Annotated in this window: 18 protein-coding genes; 9 read left to right on the top strand and 9 right to left on the bottom strand. The window is 69.6% G+C overall.

Features of this window, described 5'->3' with window-relative positions:
* Positions 1 to 145: 145 nt before the first annotated feature.
* Positions 146 to 418 carry a hypothetical protein gene (locus QZ753_RS06625; RefSeq protein WP_294642098.1) on the bottom strand — a complete coding sequence of 91 codons (273 nt, stop codon included), beginning with the start codon at positions 416 to 418 and terminating at the stop codon, positions 146 to 148.
* Positions 419 to 428: 10 nt separating this feature from the next.
* Positions 429 to 722 (bottom strand): hypothetical protein, encoded by a 294-nt coding sequence (locus QZ753_RS06620; RefSeq protein ID WP_294642096.1) that lies wholly within the window; start codon positions 720 to 722, stop codon positions 429 to 431.
* A 294-nt stretch (positions 723 to 1016) separates the two neighbouring features.
* Between QZ753_RS06620 and QZ753_RS06615 the strand changes: the two genes are divergently transcribed.
* The 7 genes from QZ753_RS06615 (at position 1017) to QZ753_RS06585 (ending at position 6144) form a co-directional block, all read left to right on the top strand.
* Positions 1017 to 1451 (top strand): curlin, encoded by a 435-nt coding sequence (locus tag QZ753_RS06615; RefSeq protein ID WP_294642095.1) that lies wholly within the window; start codon positions 1017 to 1019, stop codon positions 1449 to 1451.
* Between the two features lie 49 nt (positions 1452 to 1500).
* Positions 1501 to 1890, top strand: coding sequence for a curli-like amyloid fiber formation chaperone CsgH (csgH, locus tag QZ753_RS06610; RefSeq protein ID WP_294642092.1), 390 nt, complete (start codon positions 1501 to 1503; stop codon positions 1888 to 1890).
* A gap of 65 nt (positions 1891 to 1955) precedes the next feature.
* Positions 1956 to 2369 carry a curlin gene (locus QZ753_RS06605; RefSeq protein WP_294642090.1) on the top strand — a complete coding sequence of 138 codons (414 nt, stop codon included), beginning with the start codon at positions 1956 to 1958 and terminating at the stop codon, positions 2367 to 2369.
* Between the two features lie 139 nt (positions 2370 to 2508).
* Positions 2509 to 2811 carry an HNH endonuclease gene (locus QZ753_RS06600; protein WP_294642088.1) on the top strand — a complete coding sequence of 101 codons (303 nt, stop codon included), beginning with the start codon at positions 2509 to 2511 and terminating at the stop codon, positions 2809 to 2811.
* Between the two features lie 72 nt (positions 2812 to 2883).
* Entirely contained in the window at positions 2884 to 3342 is a 459-nt protein-coding gene (locus tag QZ753_RS06595; RefSeq protein WP_294642086.1) for a MarR family winged helix-turn-helix transcriptional regulator, read from the top strand.
* A complete protein-coding gene (locus QZ753_RS06590) occupies positions 3339 to 5051 on the top strand; it encodes an MFS transporter (protein WP_294642083.1) in 1713 nt (570 codons plus the stop codon). Before QZ753_RS06595 ends, QZ753_RS06590 begins: the two co-directional genes overlap by 4 nt.
* Before the next feature lie 34 nt (positions 5052 to 5085).
* Positions 5086 to 6144, top strand: coding sequence for an HlyD family secretion protein (locus QZ753_RS06585; RefSeq protein ID WP_294642081.1), 1059 nt, complete (start codon positions 5086 to 5088; stop codon positions 6142 to 6144).
* A 25-nt stretch (positions 6145 to 6169) separates the two neighbouring features.
* Here the strand turns inward: QZ753_RS06585 and QZ753_RS06580 are convergent, their stop codons facing one another.
* A complete protein-coding gene (locus tag QZ753_RS06580) occupies positions 6170 to 7285 on the bottom strand; it encodes a matrixin family metalloprotease (protein ID WP_294642079.1) in 1116 nt (371 codons plus the stop codon).
* Positions 7286 to 7513: 228 nt separating this feature from the next.
* On the opposite strand from QZ753_RS06580, the gene QZ753_RS06575 reads away from it, so the two are divergent.
* The gene (locus QZ753_RS06575; RefSeq protein WP_294642076.1) at positions 7514 to 7699 is read left to right on the top strand and encodes a hypothetical protein; all 186 of its coding nucleotides are present in this window, start codon (positions 7514 to 7516) and stop codon (positions 7697 to 7699) included.
* A gap of 10 nt (positions 7700 to 7709) precedes the next feature.
* Here the strand turns inward: QZ753_RS06575 and QZ753_RS06570 are convergent, their stop codons facing one another.
* Positions 7710 to 10379: a bifunctional acetate--CoA ligase family protein/GNAT family N-acetyltransferase gene (locus QZ753_RS06570; RefSeq protein ID WP_294642075.1), complete on the bottom strand. Its 2670-nt coding sequence runs from the start codon at positions 10377 to 10379 to the stop codon at positions 7710 to 7712.
* A 185-nt stretch (positions 10380 to 10564) separates the two neighbouring features.
* On the opposite strand from QZ753_RS06570, the gene QZ753_RS06565 reads away from it, so the two are divergent.
* Positions 10565 to 12574 carry a diguanylate cyclase gene (locus QZ753_RS06565; RefSeq protein ID WP_294642072.1) on the top strand — a complete coding sequence of 670 codons (2010 nt, stop codon included), beginning with the start codon at positions 10565 to 10567 and terminating at the stop codon, positions 12572 to 12574.
* A gap of 22 nt (positions 12575 to 12596) precedes the next feature.
* On the opposite strand, the gene QZ753_RS06560 is transcribed toward QZ753_RS06565, so the two are convergent.
* The 5 genes from QZ753_RS06560 to QZ753_RS06540 all read right to left on the bottom strand — a co-directional run.
* Entirely contained in the window at positions 12597 to 13511 is a 915-nt protein-coding gene (locus tag QZ753_RS06560; protein WP_294642100.1) for a branched-chain amino acid ABC transporter permease, read from the bottom strand.
* A 52-nt stretch (positions 13512 to 13563) separates the two neighbouring features.
* The gene (locus QZ753_RS06555) at positions 13564 to 14451 is read right to left on the bottom strand and encodes a branched-chain amino acid ABC transporter permease (RefSeq protein WP_294642069.1); all 888 of its coding nucleotides are present in this window, start codon (positions 14449 to 14451) and stop codon (positions 13564 to 13566) included.
* 5 nt (positions 14452 to 14456) lie between these two features.
* Positions 14457 to 15161 carry an ABC transporter ATP-binding protein gene (locus QZ753_RS06550; RefSeq protein WP_294642068.1) on the bottom strand — a complete coding sequence of 235 codons (705 nt, stop codon included), beginning with the start codon at positions 15159 to 15161 and terminating at the stop codon, positions 14457 to 14459.
* Positions 15154 to 15975: an ABC transporter ATP-binding protein gene (locus tag QZ753_RS06545; RefSeq protein ID WP_294642066.1), complete on the bottom strand. Its 822-nt coding sequence runs from the start codon at positions 15973 to 15975 to the stop codon at positions 15154 to 15156. Before QZ753_RS06545 ends, QZ753_RS06550 begins: the two co-directional genes overlap by 8 nt.
* Positions 15976 to 15989: 14 nt before the next feature.
* Positions 15990 to 16511 (bottom strand): ABC transporter substrate-binding protein (locus tag QZ753_RS06540; RefSeq protein WP_294642063.1); only part of this gene is annotated, 522 nt, incomplete at its 5' end.

The following is a 16511-nucleotide window of genomic DNA, read 5'->3' as shown; positions in this document are numbered from 1 at the left end:
TCTGTCCGTCGACCACCGCGACCGTCGCGCCCTTGGGAATCTGCATCACTGTCTCCGTTCGTCGCAGCGGACGATCCGCTGCCTGTGGAGCACCGCAACGCTCGAACGTCGGGGAAGGCTCCCGGCGTCGACGGCACGAAAGCCCTCATCCCCGGATCACGGTGCGGCCGCGACGGATCTGCCACCAGAGCAGCGGAAAGAACCCGAACTGCAGCGTCATGATCGACATCAGGACCACGATGGTAAACCGATCCTGCGGCCAACGTTCGAGGCCGTCGCCAAAGTCGACCGCGCCCGTCCGTAGCAGTTCCCACCACGTCCAGGCGCCGAAGACGTGAAGGGCGAGCATCGTCGCGCATGAGAGGATCAGCCGGGTGATGCTGACGACCTTGATCCCGTCGCGCCCCGCATTCGTCATGCCGCCCCCCTCACCCCGGCCCCCGCTTCATCCAGGGCGGCGGCTTCCACTGCGCCAGATCCTGCCGGTCCATCTTCTCGATCATGACATAGCGCGCGCTCTCGGCGGGCGTCCGGCACCAGGCGCAGCGCCACCGCAGGATCTCGATCTCGGCCGACGGCGCGATGTAGCCGACGAAGTCCTGCGCCCGATAGGTGACGCGCTTCCCGCAGGACCGGCATTCGATCACGATCCCGAGGCGCCGCCGGCATCCCTCGTCGAAGCTGCGGATCGGCTGGACCACGGCGTCAGCCGGCCGGCCCATGGCGCGCCTGCTCCGGCCGGGCGTGCGGACCGCCCCACGCCCCGGCTGGTTCCTCGCCCATCGCGCCATTCCACGAGCGTCCACACGTCGCCGGCATTCCATCGCCTCCGGAATCGATTCCCATGATTGGAACAAAATAGGAACGAATGCGCCGCCGCAAGCGCCGATGCGGGATGCTCCCGGATGGCTCCCTGAAGGCGTGATGAATGCGCCCTTCAGAGTGGGTTCCGGCGACGGGGCGCATAAAGGGGGCGTCGATACCCCGAGCCCCTAGCTCTTACCGGAGACGTTCCCATGGTCCGCCAGTCCCTCGCCGCCGCGCTTCTCGCCCTTGCCGGCCTCGCCGCGGTCGCCCCCGCCCACGCCAACGACGTGCGTATCGACCAGTACGGCTGGTCGAACGCGGCCGGCGGTGCGCAGACGGGCTTTCGCAACCGCATCCGTGTCCAGCAGGACGGCGTCTCCAACCGCATCGGCGCCCACCAGCGCGGCGACCGCAACCTTGCGGCCATCGGTCAGGACGGGCGGTACAACGACGCCGCCACCTACCAGCGCGGCAACGGAAACGCCGCCGGCATCGGCCAGTTCGGCTCGCACCACACCTCGATCCTGACGCAGGACGGCAACGGCAACATCGCGGCCGGTGTGCAGGTCGGTCGCGGCTGCGAGGCGAACGTCGCCCAAGGGGGCAGCGGCAACGTCGCGGCCTTCGTCCAGGCCTGCGACTGACCGCGCACCGCGCCCCGACACGAACCCGCCGCTGACAAGGAGCCCCGCCATGCCGTCGATTTCATCCGCCACGCGCCGCGCCGGCGCGCTCCTCGTCGCCGCCGTCGCCTGCGTGGCGGCGGCGGGGCTGACCACGGCGGCCCCGCGCGAGGCCGGGCCCGCACGCTGCGAGATCCGGCTCGATCGCTCCGGCGGATCGGTGACGCTCACCGCGCTCGCCCATGCCGACAAGCGTGTGGCCGGCCGCTACAGCCTCCGGGTGTCGGGGGCCGGCACCGACATCCGGCAGGGCGGTCCGTTCGAGGCCGCGCCCGGCCGGGCGGCGACGCTCGGCACCGTGTCGCTCGGCCTCTCCGGCGGCACCGCCCGCGCCGATCTCGATCTCGATGTCGGGGGCGAGACGCTGTCCTGCTCGCAGCGTATCGGCGGCGGGATCTGACCCGCCGCGCCCTTCCAGTCCAGCCCTGTCATTGGCCCCTAACCTACGGGCCACCGGAGATCGCCATGCCCCGTCACAATCTGCATCCCACCGCCATCGCCCTTGCGCTCGGGCTTGCTGCGCTCGGGGCCCTCGCCTCCCCGGCCGAAGCCGGCGGCCGCGTGTCCTGGACCTACGCGCCGGCCGGCCGCGAGGCCGGCGGGGCGCTCGCGACGGGGCTTCGCCTCTATTCGATCTACAACGACGTGCGCGACGGCTCGATCCGCCAGACCGGCCGCGACAACGTCGCCGGCCTCGTGCAGCGCGGCCGCGGCAATCTCGGCCTCGTCGAGCAGCGCGGCGACGGCCAGTCCGGCACGCTGGAGCAGGACGGCAACCGCAACGCCTACGGCCTCTTCCAGTTCGGCCGGGGCACCAACGACCACATCGTCCAGCGCGGCAACGGCGGCAGCGGCGCGACCTTCAGCTACGGCTGGTAGGAGCAGCTGCCGCAAGCGACGGTGACAGGTCGGCCATCGGCCTGCGTCCGCGCGCCCCATTGAAGCGCCGGGGGGCCGCTGCATCTCGCAAGGACGCGAGGCGCAAGGACGGATTGGGGTGGCGAGGAAGCGGCGGGACTTGGAGGCCATCGAGCCGCCGGCGGATACGGCGGCGCAGGCCTGCTGGCTGTGCGGACGGCCGCTCGGCGCACGGGTCGAATGGCATCATCCGATCCCGAAGAGTCGCGGCGGGCGCGAGACGGTTCCGGTTCATCCGATCTGCCATCGGACGCTCCACGCCTATTTCACGAACACCGACCTCGAGCGGCACGCCGAAAGCGGCGTTCCGCTGGCGTCCAACCCCGACCTCGCCCGGTTCCTGAAATGGATCGGCAACAAGCCGCCGGACTTCCACGCGCCGACGCGCAAGGCACGCGCCTGACATCGACACCGGCATGGCAGGGACAAGAAATGGCCTCTTGCTTATTGGTAGGGCGCTATCTATATCGCGTCGATGACGCGGATCGACCCCCAGCTGAAGGCGGACTTCGCCGAGACCCTCGTGAAGAACGGGCGCAAGCTGCGCACGCGCTTCAATGCCGAGGTGGTTCGGCACGGGCTGACCTATCCGCGCGCGAGGGTCCTTGCCGTCCTCGCCGAGCGCCAGCCGCTGCGCCAGACGGAACTTGCGGCCGATCTCGAGCTTGAAGGACCGACCGTGGTCCGCCTGCTCGACGGCATGGAGGCGCTGGGGCTGATCGTGCGCCGTGCCGTGCCGGGCGACCGCCGCGCCAAGCATGTCGAGCTGACGGATCACGGGTCGAGGCAGGCGGAGGTCGTGTCCGCGATCTCGGCACGCCTGCGCGACACGATCCTGTCGACTTGCGAGGCGGCCGATGTCGAGACAGCATTGACGGTCCTTCGCAACATCGCCTCGGTTCTCGACGCACCGGCGGAAGGGGACGGAGCATGAGCGACGACGCCAGCGCCCTACGGGCGACCGCACAGGTCGGCGGCCCCGCACCTGCCGACATCATGCCGGACGGATCGGCGGCGGCCGCCGCCCCGCGCCGCCGCGGACAGCCGATGCCGGCGCCAGCGCCCTTCGTGCCGAAGCCCGCGTGGCTCGCGAGCCTCTACATCCTCGCCTCGACGCTGATCGCGATGACCCAAGGGCTCGGCCTCAACCTCGTGACGGCCAACCTCTACCAGATCCAAGGGCCGCTCGGCGCCTCGCTCAACGAGACCGTGTGGCTCTCGGCCGCCTATCTCGCGCCCAATGTCAGCCTGACGCTGCTCCTGACCAAGATGCGCGCGCAGTTCGGCCTGCGCATCTTCGCGACCTATGCGATCGTCGCCTTCGTCGCGGTCGCCTCGCTGCATCTCGTCGTGGACGACATCCAGTCGGCGATCGTCGTGCGCTTCTTCGCGGGCGTCGCCGCCTCGCCGATGTCCTCGCTCGCCTTCCTCTACATGCTGGAGTCCTTCCCGCCGGAGCGGAAGATGACGATCGGCGTCAGCCTCGCGATGACCAACCTTTCGATCGCAGCGCCGCTCGCCCGCGTCGTGTCGCCGACGCTTCTCGATCTCGGCGGCTGGAACGGGCTGTTCCTGCTCGAGACCGCGCTGGCGCTGGTCAGCTTCGCCTTCATTCGCCTCCTGCCACTCAACTCGCCGCCGAAGACGCCGGTGATCGAGCCGATGGACGTCGTGAACTACCTCTTCATCGCCGTCGGCCTCGGCTCGATCGCCGTGGTGGCGACGGTCGGCCCGTTCTACTGGTGGTTCGAGGCGCCCTGGATCGGCGGCCTTCTGGCGCTCGGTCTCGCCAGCCTGACGATCGCGGTCGTGGTCGAGCTCAACCGCTCGAACCCGCTGATCGATATCCGCTGGATCACCTCGAAGGAGATCCTGCATTTCGCCGGCACGCTTCTCCTGTTCCGCCTCCTCCTGTCGGAGCAGGCGAGCGGGGCGACGGGCTTCTTCCAGGTGCTCGGCCTCAAGAACGAGCAGATGACGGTGCTCTACCTCGTGATGATCGCCTCCGCGATCGCGGCCGGCCTCCTGTGCACGCTGATCGTGCGCCCCGGCCGGGCGCCCTACATCCACATCGCGGCGCTGTCCTGCCTGATCGTCGGCTCCTATCTCGATTCGCGCGCGACCGTCCTGACGGGCCCCGAACAGATGTATCTCAGCCAGGGGCTCATCTCGGCGGCCGGTGTCCTCTTCCTGCCGCCCGCGCTCGCCGTCGGCTTCGGCTCGGCGATGAAGCGCGGGATGAACTACATCCTGTCCTTCCTGATCGTGTTCCTGACGACGCAGTCGCTCGGTGGCGCCATCGGCTCGGCCCTCTTCCGCACCTTCGTGACGATCCGCGAGAAGTTCCACTCGAGCCAGCTCGCCGAAAACATCGTCCTGTCCGACCCGATCATCGCCGCGCGCATCACGCAGACCGGCGCGGCCTATGCCCGCGTACTGCCGGATGCCGCCTTGCGGCAGGCGGAGGGGCTGGCGACGCTCGGTACGCAGGCGACCCGGCAGGCCAACATCCTCGCCTACAACGACGCCTTCCTGGCCGTGTCGATCCTCGCCTCGGTCGGGCTTGCCGCTCTCCTCCTGCATCTGGCCCTCATCCACCTCCAGCGCTGGCGCGCCGGCCCAGCCGACGCGCAGACCGCCTGAACCGTCCATATCCCCGTTCCTTCGAAGCTCCCCGATGAAGCTCCTTCGCTCCCTCTCCACCCTCTTCGCCATCGCGGTCGGCCTCGCCGGCGTCGCACTGGTGCTTTACGCGTGGCGCCTGCCGCCTTTCGCCACCAGCGTCGAGACCACCGACGACGCCTATGTCCGGGGCCAGGTGACGGTGATCGCCCCGCAATTGGCTGGCACGATCGCGGAGGTCGCGGTGCAGGACTACGAGAGCGTGACCGAAGGGCAGCTCATCGCCCGCATCGACGACCGCATCTTCTCGCAAAGGGTGGCGCAGGCGCGCGCGACGCTGGCCGGGCAGAAGGCGCAGCTTGCCAATTCGCAGCAGGGTCGGCGGTCGGCGGAAGCCAAGGTCGCGGCGAGCGAGGCGGCGGTCGCGAGCGCCCAGTCCGCCTTCGACACGGCGACGGCCAATTTCGCCCGCATCGCGCCGCTGGCAAGCCAGGGCTACGTTCCCGGTAGCGACCTCGACGTGGCGACGCGCACGCGCGACCAGGCGTCGGCCGCGCTCGACCAGTCCAAGGCCTCGCTGGAGGTCTCGCGGCAGGACCTGCAGACCGTGATCGTCGCGCGCCAGTCGCTCGAGGCCGCAGTGGAAGGGGCGGAGGCCGCCGTGCGTCTGGCCGAGATCGATCTCGCCAACACCCGCATCCTCGCGCCGAAAGCCGGCCGCCTCGGCGAGGTCGGCGTCAAGCTCGGCCAGTTCGTGCAGGCGGGAACGCAGCTGACGAGCCTCGTACCCTCGGCGGTCTGGGTGGTCGCCAACTTCAAGGAAACGCAACTTCCGGGCATGGCGGTCGGCCAGCCCGTCCACTTCACGGTGGATGCGCTTCAGGGGGCGCGGCTGTCCGGCCGCGTCGAGCGCTTCGCGCCGGCCACAGGCTCGGAATTTGCCGTCCTGCGGCCCGACAACGCGACCGGCAATTTCACCAAGGTGGCGCAGCGCCTGCCGGTGCGCATCGCCATCGACCCCGGCCAGCCGGCGGCGGAAAACCTCGTGCCGGGCATGTCGGTCGTGGTCCGGCTCGACACGGCGGCCGAGGCCGCGGCGCCGAGCCCGAACTGAAGGATGCGCGCGGGTCGCGCAGCGCTCAGGCGAGCGCGGCCACTTCCAAGGGAGCGGTGCCGACGCCGAGAAGCGTGATCGTGCCGCCGCCCGACAGGGTGAGCACCTCCGAGCCGTTGACCTCGGCCGTGGTGTAGGTCTGGCCGGACAGGACCAGCCGGTCGCCCTCCGCCGCGTTGAAGTCGACGATCACGTCGTCGCCCTGTCCGGCTTCGAACACGAAGACGTCCGCGCCGGCCCGGCCCGCAAGCCAGTCGTTGCCGAAACCGCCGACCAGCGTGTCGTTGCCGAGATCGCCCGAAACGAGGTCGTCGCCCCGACCGCCATAGACGAGATCGTCGCCCTGCCCGCCGTAGACGGTGTCGTTGCCGAGATCGCCGTAGACCGTATCATTGCCGAGGTTCCCCGCGACGGTGTCCTGGTCGCGCCCGCCGTAGACGACGTCGTTGCCCTGCCCGCCGAAGATCTGGTCGTTGCCCTGGTTGCCGGAGATCAGGTCGTTGCCGGCGTAGCCGAAGAGATTGTCCGCGCCCTCGAAGCCGTAGACCGTGTCATTGCCGGACGCACCCGCGAGAAGGTCGGGCGCCGACGTCCCGTAGAGGAGGCGTCCCGCCACGGCGGGAGGACCGTAGAGCGCCTGGATGGCGGCGAGGTCCTCGTTGGAGAAGGCCATGTAGGCGCTAGCGATCGGATACATGATCGACGACGGGTCGGAGGAATGCGCCAGCCCGATCGTGTGGCCGATCTCGTGCACCATCATGCCGTAGAAGTTGGAGCCGTTCGGCACGAACGGGCTCCAGGTCTCGGCGCTGTCGACCGCGATCTCGGCGTGCGTCGTCAGCGGTCCGCGATAGGTCCAGGTCGCCTGACCGATCGTGCCGCCGCGGCCGTCGATCGCGTCGAGGCCGACCTGGATGTCGGCCGGCGCGTTCGTCACCTCGACGAAGTCGATCGCCGCGACCTTCTCCCAGGCGTCGAAGGCCTGGCGGACGAGGCTGCGGTAGCCATCCGACGCGATGATGTCGTCGAAGTTGTAGAACTTGGCGCCGGAGACGTCGAAGCTCCAAGTCACGACGCCGGCCGGCGTGCCCGCCGCGCCCGAGTCGCCCCACTTCGATCCGGTCAGGGGAGTGGCGGCCATGGTCTGCTTCCTCGCATCGCGGCGACCTTCCCCAGCGGAAGGCCATTGACGTTTCTGCCGAGCTCTCTAGCAGACGACATCTATATGACTCCATGAAAACGTGCCCGACGCTTGCGATGCCGCAAACGTGAACGGCCGCGACGAATCGGTGGAAAGCCGCTTCGGAGCGGTTTCCCGCCCGCGAGCCACCCGGCATCCTCGACAAAACGGGAATCGGGACTGCGCATCATGATCAACGCTGCCGTACGCCACGACGAACTCGACGCGGCCGTGGACGAGGCCGTGGCCCAGGCCGGGGGCGATCTCCTCGCCGCCATCCGCAATCTCGCCCGCCGCCAGCACGAGCTCGAGCACCGCTTCCAGGCGGACGTCTCGGCCGGCTTCGTGCGCCGGGGTCTCAAGCCGGCGCGCTGAGGCGAGAGCCTCAGGACACGTTCGCCGACAGCTCGTATTCGAGGATCCGCAACCCCGGATCCTCGGCATGGACCTTCTGGCGGAAGCCGATCCGCCGCGCCATCGCGAGCATCGCGGCGTTCTCGGCCAGCACCTCGCCATAGACCGTCCGCATGCCCTGCCCCCGCGCATAGCCGAGGATGGCGTCCATCAGGATACGGCCGAGACCCCGGCCCTTCTGGTCGGAGCGGACCATGATGCCGAACTCGGCGCGCTCGCCGTCGGGATCGGCGATAAGGCGCACCACGCCGAGGATCGTCCCCGGCTCGCCGGCCGCGGCGTCCTCGGCGACGAGCGCCATCTCGCGCGAATAGTCTATCTGCGTGAGGCGCGCGGCGAAGGCATGGCCGATGCGACGCATCGGGGCGAAGAAGCGAAGGCGCACGTCTTCCGGATCGCTTGCCTCCACCATGCGCACCAGCGCCGGCTCGTCCTCCGGCCGGATCGGCCGGAGCCGGAAGCGTGCCTTTCGCGAGGCGACCTCGGTCTCGAGGTCTTCCGGATAGGGCAGGATCGCAAAACGCGCCTCGCCCGCCCCCGCCCCCTCGCGCAGGACGACGCGCGCATCGAGCGCCAGGACGCCGTCGCTGTCGGCCAGAAGCGGGTTGATGTCGAGTTCGGCGACCGCCTCGAGATCGGCCGCCATGCGCGACAGGGTGACGAGGGTCGCCACCACCACCTCGAGATCGGCGGGCGGGCGGTCGCTGTAGCCCACGAGAAGACGCGACACCTTGGTCCGGTCGATCATGTCGCGGGCGAGCACCGCGTTCAGCGGCGGCAGGCCGACGGCCCGGTCGTCGAGAATGTCGGAGGCCGTGCCGCCCTGCCCGAACCGGATGATCGGGCCGAACACGGGGTCGGTGGATATTCCGAGCCTCAACTCGATCGCGTTGGCGCGCCGGATCATCGCCTGAACCGTGAAGCCCTCGATGCGGGCGCCCGGCTGGCGTTCGGCTACCGTGCGGATCATGTGCTCGGCCGCCTCGCGCACCATCGCAGCATCGTCGAGCTGGAGGCGCACGCCCCCGACGTCGCTCTTGTGGGCGATGTCGGGCGACAGGATCTTGAGCGCCACGGGAAAGCCGATCCGCCCGGCAAGCGTTGCGGCCTCCGCGGGGTCGGCCGCGATCTCGGTCGGCACCGAGGCGATGCCGTAGGCGGCGAGAAGCGCCTTCGATTCCGGCTCGCTCAGCGCCGTGCGCCCTTCGGCGAGCGCCCCGCCGACGAGCCGCTCGACGACCTCCCGATCGACGCCGAACGGCGCCACGACGGCCGGTGTCTGCATCAGGAGATCCTGGTTGCGCCGGTAGGTGACGAGCTGCGTGAAGGCGCGCACGGTCTCGTCCGGCGTCTGGTAGGTCGGCACGTTGCTCGCGGCGAACACGCGCCGCGCCGTGCGGGCGGCGCGCTCGCCGAGCCAGCAGGTGAGGACCGGCGTGCGGCGGGCCTTGCGCGCGCCCTCGACCGTGGCATGGGCGGCCTGCGTGCCGTCGGTGATCGCCTGCGGGCAGTTCATCACGAGGACCGCGTCCTGGTCGCCCGCCTCGAGGATCGCGGCCAGCGCGTCGGAATAGGCGCTCGCCGAGGCGTCGGGCGCGAGCTTCACGAGCCCGAGCGGCGAGGGCGAGCCGGGCAGGACGGGTCGCAGCCGCTCCCACACCCCGTCGGAGAACCGCGCGAGCCGCCCGCCGAAGGCGCTGAGCGCGTCGAGCGCGAGCGTGCCGGCGGCGTCGCTGTTGGTAAGAATCGCCAGCCGGTCGCCGCTCGGACGCAGACCCGTGGCGAGCGTCGCGACGGCTTCGAAAAGTTCGCGCAGCGTCTCGACCCGCAACATGCCGGCGCGCCGGAAGGCGGCGTCGTAGACGTCGTCGGCGCCCCGCCCGCCGCCGATCTCCGGCCGCAGCTCCGCCTGAAGCCCGGCGTTGCGGCCCGCCTTGATGACGACCACGGGCTTCGTGCGCGCCGCGATGCGGGCGGCGGTCATGAACTTGCGCGCGTCGGTGATGGTCTCGATGTAAAGGAGGATCGCCCGCGCCCGTGCGTCGAGCGCAAGATGGTCGAGAAGGTCGCCGATATCGACGTCGCTCATGTCGCCCGTCGCGACCACATGCGAGAAGCCGATCTCGCGCACGTCGGCCCAGTCGAGCACCGTGGTCGCCATGGCGGCCGACTGGCTGACGAAGGCGAGATCCCCCTTGCGGGGCGTCAGGTGGGCGAAGCTCGCGTTCAGGGAGGACGGCGGCGACAGGACGCCGAGGCAGTTCGGCCCGACGACGCGCAGGAGATGCGGCCGGGCGGCTTCGAGAAGCGCGCGCCGCCCGGCCGCATCGAAACCGGACGAGATCACGACGGCCGCCCGGCAACCCCGTTGTCCGAGGTCGGCGACGAGCGCCGGCACGCCGGCGGCCGGCGTCGCGATCAGGGCGAGGTCCGGCACCATCGGCAGGGCGTCGAGCGAGGGGTAGCAGACCACGGACCGGATCGAGGTCTCGCGCGGGTTGACCGGCATCACCGGCCCGTTGAACCCCGACCCGAACAGGTTGCGGGCGAGAACCGCGCCGACCGAACCGGCGCGGTTGCTGGCTCCGATCAGGGCGATGGAGCGGGGCTCGAACAGGGCATCGAGGTTTCGGATCGACATCCCTCATCCTTCGCGCGGGAGGCGGCCGCGGGCAAGGGTGCGCCGCCGATCAGCCAGCCTCGGTCGCGGTGCGGAGAAATCACGACAATCGCCAGCCGAATTGTTAAGCGGCAAAGGACTACAACCACTGGCATGACGGCGCGACAACACGGCGCCGACGTAGGGTGGGGATCGATCGAACGGCCATGATGAACGTCCTTCGCAACATTGGCGTGCGCGCTCGCCTCTTGTTGTTGATCGCGGCGGCCATGCTGCCGCTGATCGGACTCATCGTGACCGGCCTCGTTATCTCCTATCACGACGCCGAGCACGAAGCGCACCGGAACGTCGCCAACGAGGCCCGTCTCGGCGCGTCCAAGATGGCCCGGGTCTTCGACGACGCGCAGGAGTTCCTGGCGACGCTGCGGCACATGCCGCAGGTGCTGCAGGCGGAGCAGCCGACCTGCAACACGCTGCTCGCGGGTCTCAAGGCCGAACGCGCGCAGCTCCTGTCGATCGGCGTGATCGCGCCGGACCGCACGATCCTCTGCCACAGCCGCGGGGTGACGGGGTCGCTCTTCCACGACGAGGACCTGTTTGAGCAGACGATCAACTCGCGCGGCAACCGCTTCGTGGTCGGCGACTTCCTGACGAGCCCGATCACCGGTCGTCCCACGATCGCGGTCGCGATGCGCCTGCCCCCGACGGCCGGCCGGGCTTCGGGCGGCATCATCTTCGCCTCCCTCAACCTGCCGATGATCGAGCGGGACGTGCAGCTCCGCGCGGAGGAGGCCGGACACTCCTGGACGATCGTCCAGCCTCGCGCGTCCCGCATCATCCTCGGCTGGCCGCACGCGGTCGAGTTCGGCACCGTCGCGTCCGGCTTCGAGCTCTTTCCGATCATTCGCGCCGGCCGGACGGGCCGGACGACGGCGGTCAAGGATCTTGCCGGCCAGTCGACGATCTACGGCTTCGAGCCGATCCCGAACGCCAGCACCGGCGACCTGTGGCTGGCTGTCGGCGTTCCGCCGGCGGAAGTCTTCGCCACCGTGCAGCGCCGTCTGCACTGGACGCTGTTCGCAAGCTGCGGCGCCCTCGTCCTCGCGCTCGGCGGCACCGCGCTCATCGCCTACTGGATGCAGCTGCGCCCGATCGCGCTCCTGTCACGCTCCGCGCAGCGGATCGGGGCCGGCAATTTCGATGTCCGCACCGACATGGGCCAGTGGCAGGCGCCGGAATTCCGGCGGCTCGGCCAGCTCGTCGACCGCGCGGCGCAGACGCTGGCGCAGGCCAAGGCCGCGGAAGAGGCCGTCGCCGCGGGACAGCGGCGCTTCCAGCTCGTGGCGGACAGCACGGTCGACATGATCAGTTGCGTCGACGCGGAAGGCAAGCGGACGCTGGTGACGGGCGCCAGCCGGCGCATCCTCGGCTACGAACCGGCCGAGCTGATGGGCCTCAGCCCCATGGACCTTGCGGTCGAGGAGGATCGCCCGATCGTGCGCTCGCTGCTCGACACGTTCCGCACCGGCGGCGAGGCGAGCGGCGTGCGATACCGCGTGCGCCGCAAGGACGGGACGGTGATCTGGGTCGAGCTGTCCGGGCGGCCGATCGACGAGATCGGCGGCTGTGTCGTGTCGATGCGCGACGTCGACCAGCGGCAGCGCACGGAAGCGGCGCTGGCGGAAGCGAACCGTCAGCTGGAGCTTCTGGCCGCGACCGACGAGCTGACGCGCCTTGCCAACCGGCGAACCTTCAACCGCCGGCTGGAAGAGGCCTTCGCCGAGACCGGGGGCGCTGCCGACTTCAGCCTGCTTCTCCTCGACGTCGACCACTTCAAGGCGTTCAACGACCGCTACGGCCATCCTGCCGGCGACCGGTGCCTTGCCATGGTGTCGGAAACGCTGGCCGCCTGCGTGCGCAAGGACGACGAGATCGGCGCGCGCTACGGCGGCGAGGAACTCGCGCTGATCCTGCCGGGCATCGGCCCGGCGGAGGCGCTGCTGCGGGCCGAGACGATCCGCCGCGCGGTCGCCGCGCTCGCCATCCCGCATGCCGACGCCGACGGCGGCACGCTGACGGTGAGCATCGGCGTCGCCTCGCGGTCCGAACTCACGGCCGACAGGGCGGGCCCGACCGAAATCATCCAGAAGGCCGACGAGGCGCTCTACGCCGCCAAGGCTGCCGGCCGCAACCAGGTGCGCGCCCGCGCCGCGTGACGGCTGGGCGAACGCCCTCCCCTCAGCCCCGCCGCCGGAGACGATGGGCGATCTCGCCGACGATGCCGCGGCGGAAGAGAAGCACGCAGACCATGAAGGTGAGGCCCGTGATCACCGTGACCGGAAAGGCGGAGGTGGCGAGGTAGTTCTGCAGCGAGACGACGAGCGCCGCGCCGACGAGCGGTCCCGCCATCGTACCGATGCCCCCGAGCAGCGTCATCAAGATCACCTCGCCCGACATCTGCCACCCGACGTCGGTGAGCGTGGCGAACTGGAAGACCAGTGCCTTGAGCCCGCCCGCCAGCCCTGCGAGTCCCGCCGACATGACGAAGGCGGCAAGCTTGTAGGAGCCGACCGAGAGGCCGAGCGAGGTCGCGCGCGTCTCGTTCTCGCGGATCGATTTCAGGATCATGCCGAAGGGCGAATGGACGATGCGCCAGATCGCGAAGAGACCGATCAGGACGACGGCGAGCACGTAGAAGTAGATCGCGAGCGGCTGGGAGAGGTCGAAGACACCGAGCCCGAACCCGCGCGGCACGCCCTGCAGCCCGTCCTCGCCGCCGGTAAAGGGCGCTTGGAGGCAGAAGAAGAAGAACATCTGCGAGAGCGCCAGCGTGATCATCGAGAAGTAGATGCCCTGCCGCCGGATCGCGAGAAAGCCGATCACAAGGCCCAGCAGCGCGCCGGCCAGAACGCCTGCGAGAAGGCCGAGTTCGGGCGGCAGACCCCAGACCTTGACCGCATGGGCGGTGGCGTAGGCCGCACCGCCGAAGAAGGCGGCATGGCCGAAGGACAGGAGGCCGGTATAGCCGAGAAGGAGGTTGAAGCTCGCGGCAAACAGCGCGAAGCACAAGACCTTCATCAGGAAGATCGGATAGACGAGGAAGGGCGCGACGACGAGCGCGGCAAGGACGATCGCCGCTAGGACGAGGCCCATCGCCTTGGCGGCCGGGCGCTCGCCCGGCAGGGTCATGGTGGTTTGCGTCATCTCAAGCCGCCCTTCCGAACAGTCCGGCCGGGCGCACGAGAAGCACGATGGCCATGATGACGAAGATCACGATGGACGAGGCCTCGGGATAGAAGACCTTGGTCAGGCCCTCGAACAGCCCCAGCATGTAGCCGGTCAGGATCGCGCCGCCGATCGAGCCCATGCCGCCGACGACGACCACGGCGAAGACCACGATGATGATGTTGGAGCCCATCAGCGGCGACACCTGGTAGACCGGCGCCGCCATGATGCCGGCAAGGCCCGCGAGCGCCGACCCGAGCCCGTAGGTGAAGGTGAGGAGGAGCGGCACGTTGATGCCGAAGGCGCGCACCATGACCGGGTTTTCGGTCGCCGCGCGCAAGGTGGCGCCGAGCCGGGTCTTCTCGATCAGCGCCCAAGTGCCGATGCAGACGACGAGCGACGCCACCACGATGAAGGCGCGGTAGTTCGGCAGGAACATGAAGCCGAGATTGGTGCCGCCGGTGAGCGCGGCCGGGGGCGCATAGGGCTGGCCCGAGGCACCGTAGAGGTAGCGGAACGTGCCCTCGATCACGAGCGCGAGGCCGAAGGTGAAGAGAAGGCCGTAGAGGTGATCGAGATCGTAGAGGCGCGAGAGAGCGAGGCGCTCGATCACCGCGCCGATGATCCCGACGATCAGCGGCGCCAGAAGCAGCGAGAACCAGAAGCCGATGCCGAGATTGGTCAGGAGGAGATAGCCGACGAAGGCGCCCAGCATGTACTGCGCGCCATGGGCGAAGTTGATGATGCGCAGGAGCCCGAAGATGATCGCCAGCCCCAGCGAGAGCATCGCGTAGAACGAGCCATTGATGAGGCCGACGAGAAGCTGGCCGAGAAGCGCCTGGATCGGAATGCCGAAGACCATGGTCATGCCGGTCAGACTCCGAGGGTTTCGGTGAGCTGGGCCATGCGGGCGGGAAGCTCCGAGACGGGAAACCCGTCGAGCACCTGTCCGTGGTCCATCAGGTAGAAGCGGTCGGCGACCTTCGCCGCGAAGCGGAAGTTCTGCTCGACGAGAAGCACGGTCATGCCTCTCGCCTTCAAGGTGGTCAGGATCTCGCCGATGCGCTGGACGATGACGGGGGCGAGCCCCTCCGTCGGTTCGTCCAGCAGCATGAGCTTCACGCCCGAGCGCAGGATGCGGGCGATCGCCAGCATCTGCTGCTCGCCGCCCGACAGCTTGGTGCCGGGCGAGCCGCGGCGCTCCTCGAGATTGGGAAAGAGGCGGTAGATCTCGGCGATCTCCATGCCGCCCGGCGCGACGACGGGGGGCAGGAGGAGGTTCTCCTCCACGGTGAGGCTCGAGAAGATCGCACGCTCCTCCGGCACGAAGCCGATGCCGTGATGGGCCGTGCGATGCAGCGGCACGCGGATCATGTCGCGGCCGTCGAAGCGGATCTCGCCGGTGCGTTTGGGGATGATGCCCATGATGGCGCGCAGCGCCGTGGTCTTGCCGACACCGTTGCGCCCGACCAGCGTCACCGTCTCGCCGGGCAGGATGTCGAGGTCGACGCCGTGGAGCGCGTGGCTCTCGCCGTACCAGGCGTTGAGGCCGCGCACGCGCAGGAGCGGTTCAGCCATGGTCGGTTCCCATGTAGGCGGTGCGCACGCGCTCGTCGGTGGAGACGGTGGCATAGTCGCCCGCCGCCAGGATCTCGCCACGCTGGAGCACCGTCACGCGGTCGCAGAGATCGGCGACCACTTTCAGGTTGTGCTCGACCATCAGGACGGCCCGCGTTTGCGCAACGCGCTGGATGATGGCGGCGACGGTGCCGACGTCCTCGTGCCCCATGCCGGCCATCGGTTCGTCGAGGAGAAGGACCTTCGGGTCGAGCGCGAGCGTCGTCGCGAGTTCGAGGACGCGCTTGCGGCCGTAGGACAGGTCGGCCGCCTGCAGGTGGCGCGCATCCTCCAGCCCCACCTCGCGCAGGAGCGCCATCGCGCGCGCGTCGAGACGGTCGAGCGCGGAGAGGCTGCGCCAGAACTGCGTGGCGAGCCCGGCCGGGCGCTGGAGCGCGACGCGCACGTTCTCGAGCACGCTCATGTGCGGGAAGGTCGCCGAGATCTGGAACGATCGCACGAGGCCCATGCGGGCGACCCTGGAGGGCGAGGTCTTCGTGATGTCCTCGCCCATCAGCGTGATGGTGCCGGCGGTCGGCTGCAGGAACTTCGTCAGAAGGTTGAAGACCGTGGTCTTGCCCGCGCCGTTCGGTCCGATCAGCGCGTGGACCTCGGCATGGCGGATGTCGAGGTCGACGTCCTTGACCGCGGTGAAGCCGCCGAAGTCGCGCCGGAGGCCCCGGCAGGCGAGTACGACCTCGCCCCTGGCCGCGATCGGGGAGGCGCCGGCCGGGGCGGAGCCCGGCCGGTCGATGCGCGCGGTCGCGCCCGCCATCTCGCCCGCGCCCTCTACTGCGCCGCGACCAGCGGGCAGCCGCTCTTCGCCGGGTCGATATAGGCTTCCGAGCCCGGCACGGTGGCGAGCACCTTGTAGTAGTCCCAGGGCTTGGTGCTCTCGGCCGGCGTCTTCACCTCCATGAGGTACATGTCGTAGATCATGCGGCCGTTGGCGCCGACCTTGCCGCCGCGCGCGAAGACGTCCTCGACCGGCATCTCGTGCAACGCCTTGGAGACGGCCTCCGTCTCGTCGGTGCCGGCCTTCTGGATGGCCTTCAGATACTGCAGGACGCCCGAATAGGTCGCCGCCTGGATCATGTTGGGCATGCGCTGCGTGCGCTCGAAGAACTTCTGCGAGAAGGCGCGCGATTCGTCGTCGCGGTCCCAGTAGAAGCCTTCCGTGAGCGTCAGGCCCTGCGCCGCTTCCAGCCCCAGCCCGTGGACCTCGGCCAGCGTGAAGAGAAGCGCGGCGAGGCGCTGGCCGCCGGCCACGATGCCGAACTCGGCCGCCTGCTTCACCGCGTTCGCCGTGTC

The sequence above is a fragment of the uncultured Aureimonas sp. genome (genome assembly GCF_913775355.1).
GTDB lineage: Bacteria > Pseudomonadota > Alphaproteobacteria > Rhizobiales > Rhizobiaceae > Aureimonas.
The sequence above is the reverse complement of the archived record's forward strand: the minus strand, read 5'-3'. Positions and strand labels throughout refer to the sequence as shown.

Excerpts from the sequence above, each read along its gene's own strand:
- QZ753_RS06625 (WP_294642098.1), bottom strand. The coding sequence starts at position 418 with ATGACGAATGCGGGGCGCGACGGGATCAAGGTCGTCAGCATCACCCGG.
- QZ753_RS06620 (WP_294642096.1), bottom strand. The coding sequence starts at position 722 with ATGGGCCGGCCGGCTGACGCCGTGGTCCAGCCGATCCGCAGCTTCGAC.
- QZ753_RS06615 (WP_294642095.1), top strand. The coding sequence starts at position 1,017 with ATGGTCCGCCAGTCCCTCGCCGCCGCGCTTCTCGCCCTTGCCGGCCTC.
- csgH (WP_294642092.1), top strand. The coding sequence starts at position 1,501 with ATGCCGTCGATTTCATCCGCCACGCGCCGCGCCGGCGCGCTCCTCGTC.
- QZ753_RS06605 (WP_294642090.1), top strand. The coding sequence starts at position 1,956 with ATGCCCCGTCACAATCTGCATCCCACCGCCATCGCCCTTGCGCTCGGG.
- QZ753_RS06595 (WP_294642086.1), top strand. The coding sequence starts at position 2,884 with ATGACGCGGATCGACCCCCAGCTGAAGGCGGACTTCGCCGAGACCCTC.
- QZ753_RS06590 (WP_294642083.1), top strand. The coding sequence starts at position 3,339 with ATGAGCGACGACGCCAGCGCCCTACGGGCGACCGCACAGGTCGGCGGC.
- QZ753_RS06585 (WP_294642081.1), top strand. The coding sequence starts at position 5,086 with ATGAAGCTCCTTCGCTCCCTCTCCACCCTCTTCGCCATCGCGGTCGGC.
- QZ753_RS06580 (WP_294642079.1), bottom strand. The coding sequence starts at position 7,285 with ATGGCCGCCACTCCCCTGACCGGATCGAAGTGGGGCGACTCGGGCGCG.
- QZ753_RS06575 (WP_294642076.1), top strand. The coding sequence starts at position 7,514 with ATGATCAACGCTGCCGTACGCCACGACGAACTCGACGCGGCCGTGGAC.
- QZ753_RS06570 (WP_294642075.1), bottom strand. The coding sequence starts at position 10,379 with ATGTCGATCCGAAACCTCGATGCCCTGTTCGAGCCCCGCTCCATCGCC.
- QZ753_RS06565 (WP_294642072.1), top strand. The coding sequence starts at position 10,565 with ATGATGAACGTCCTTCGCAACATTGGCGTGCGCGCTCGCCTCTTGTTG.
- QZ753_RS06560 (WP_294642100.1), bottom strand. The coding sequence starts at position 13,511 with ATGGGCCTCGTCCTAGCGGCGATCGTCCTTGCCGCGCTCGTCGTCGCG.
- QZ753_RS06555 (WP_294642069.1), bottom strand. The coding sequence starts at position 14,451 with ATGACCATGGTCTTCGGCATTCCGATCCAGGCGCTTCTCGGCCAGCTT.
- QZ753_RS06550 (WP_294642068.1), bottom strand. The coding sequence starts at position 15,161 with ATGGCTGAACCGCTCCTGCGCGTGCGCGGCCTCAACGCCTGGTACGGC.
- QZ753_RS06545 (WP_294642066.1), bottom strand. The coding sequence starts at position 15,975 with ATGGCGGGCGCGACCGCGCGCATCGACCGGCCGGGCTCCGCCCCGGCC.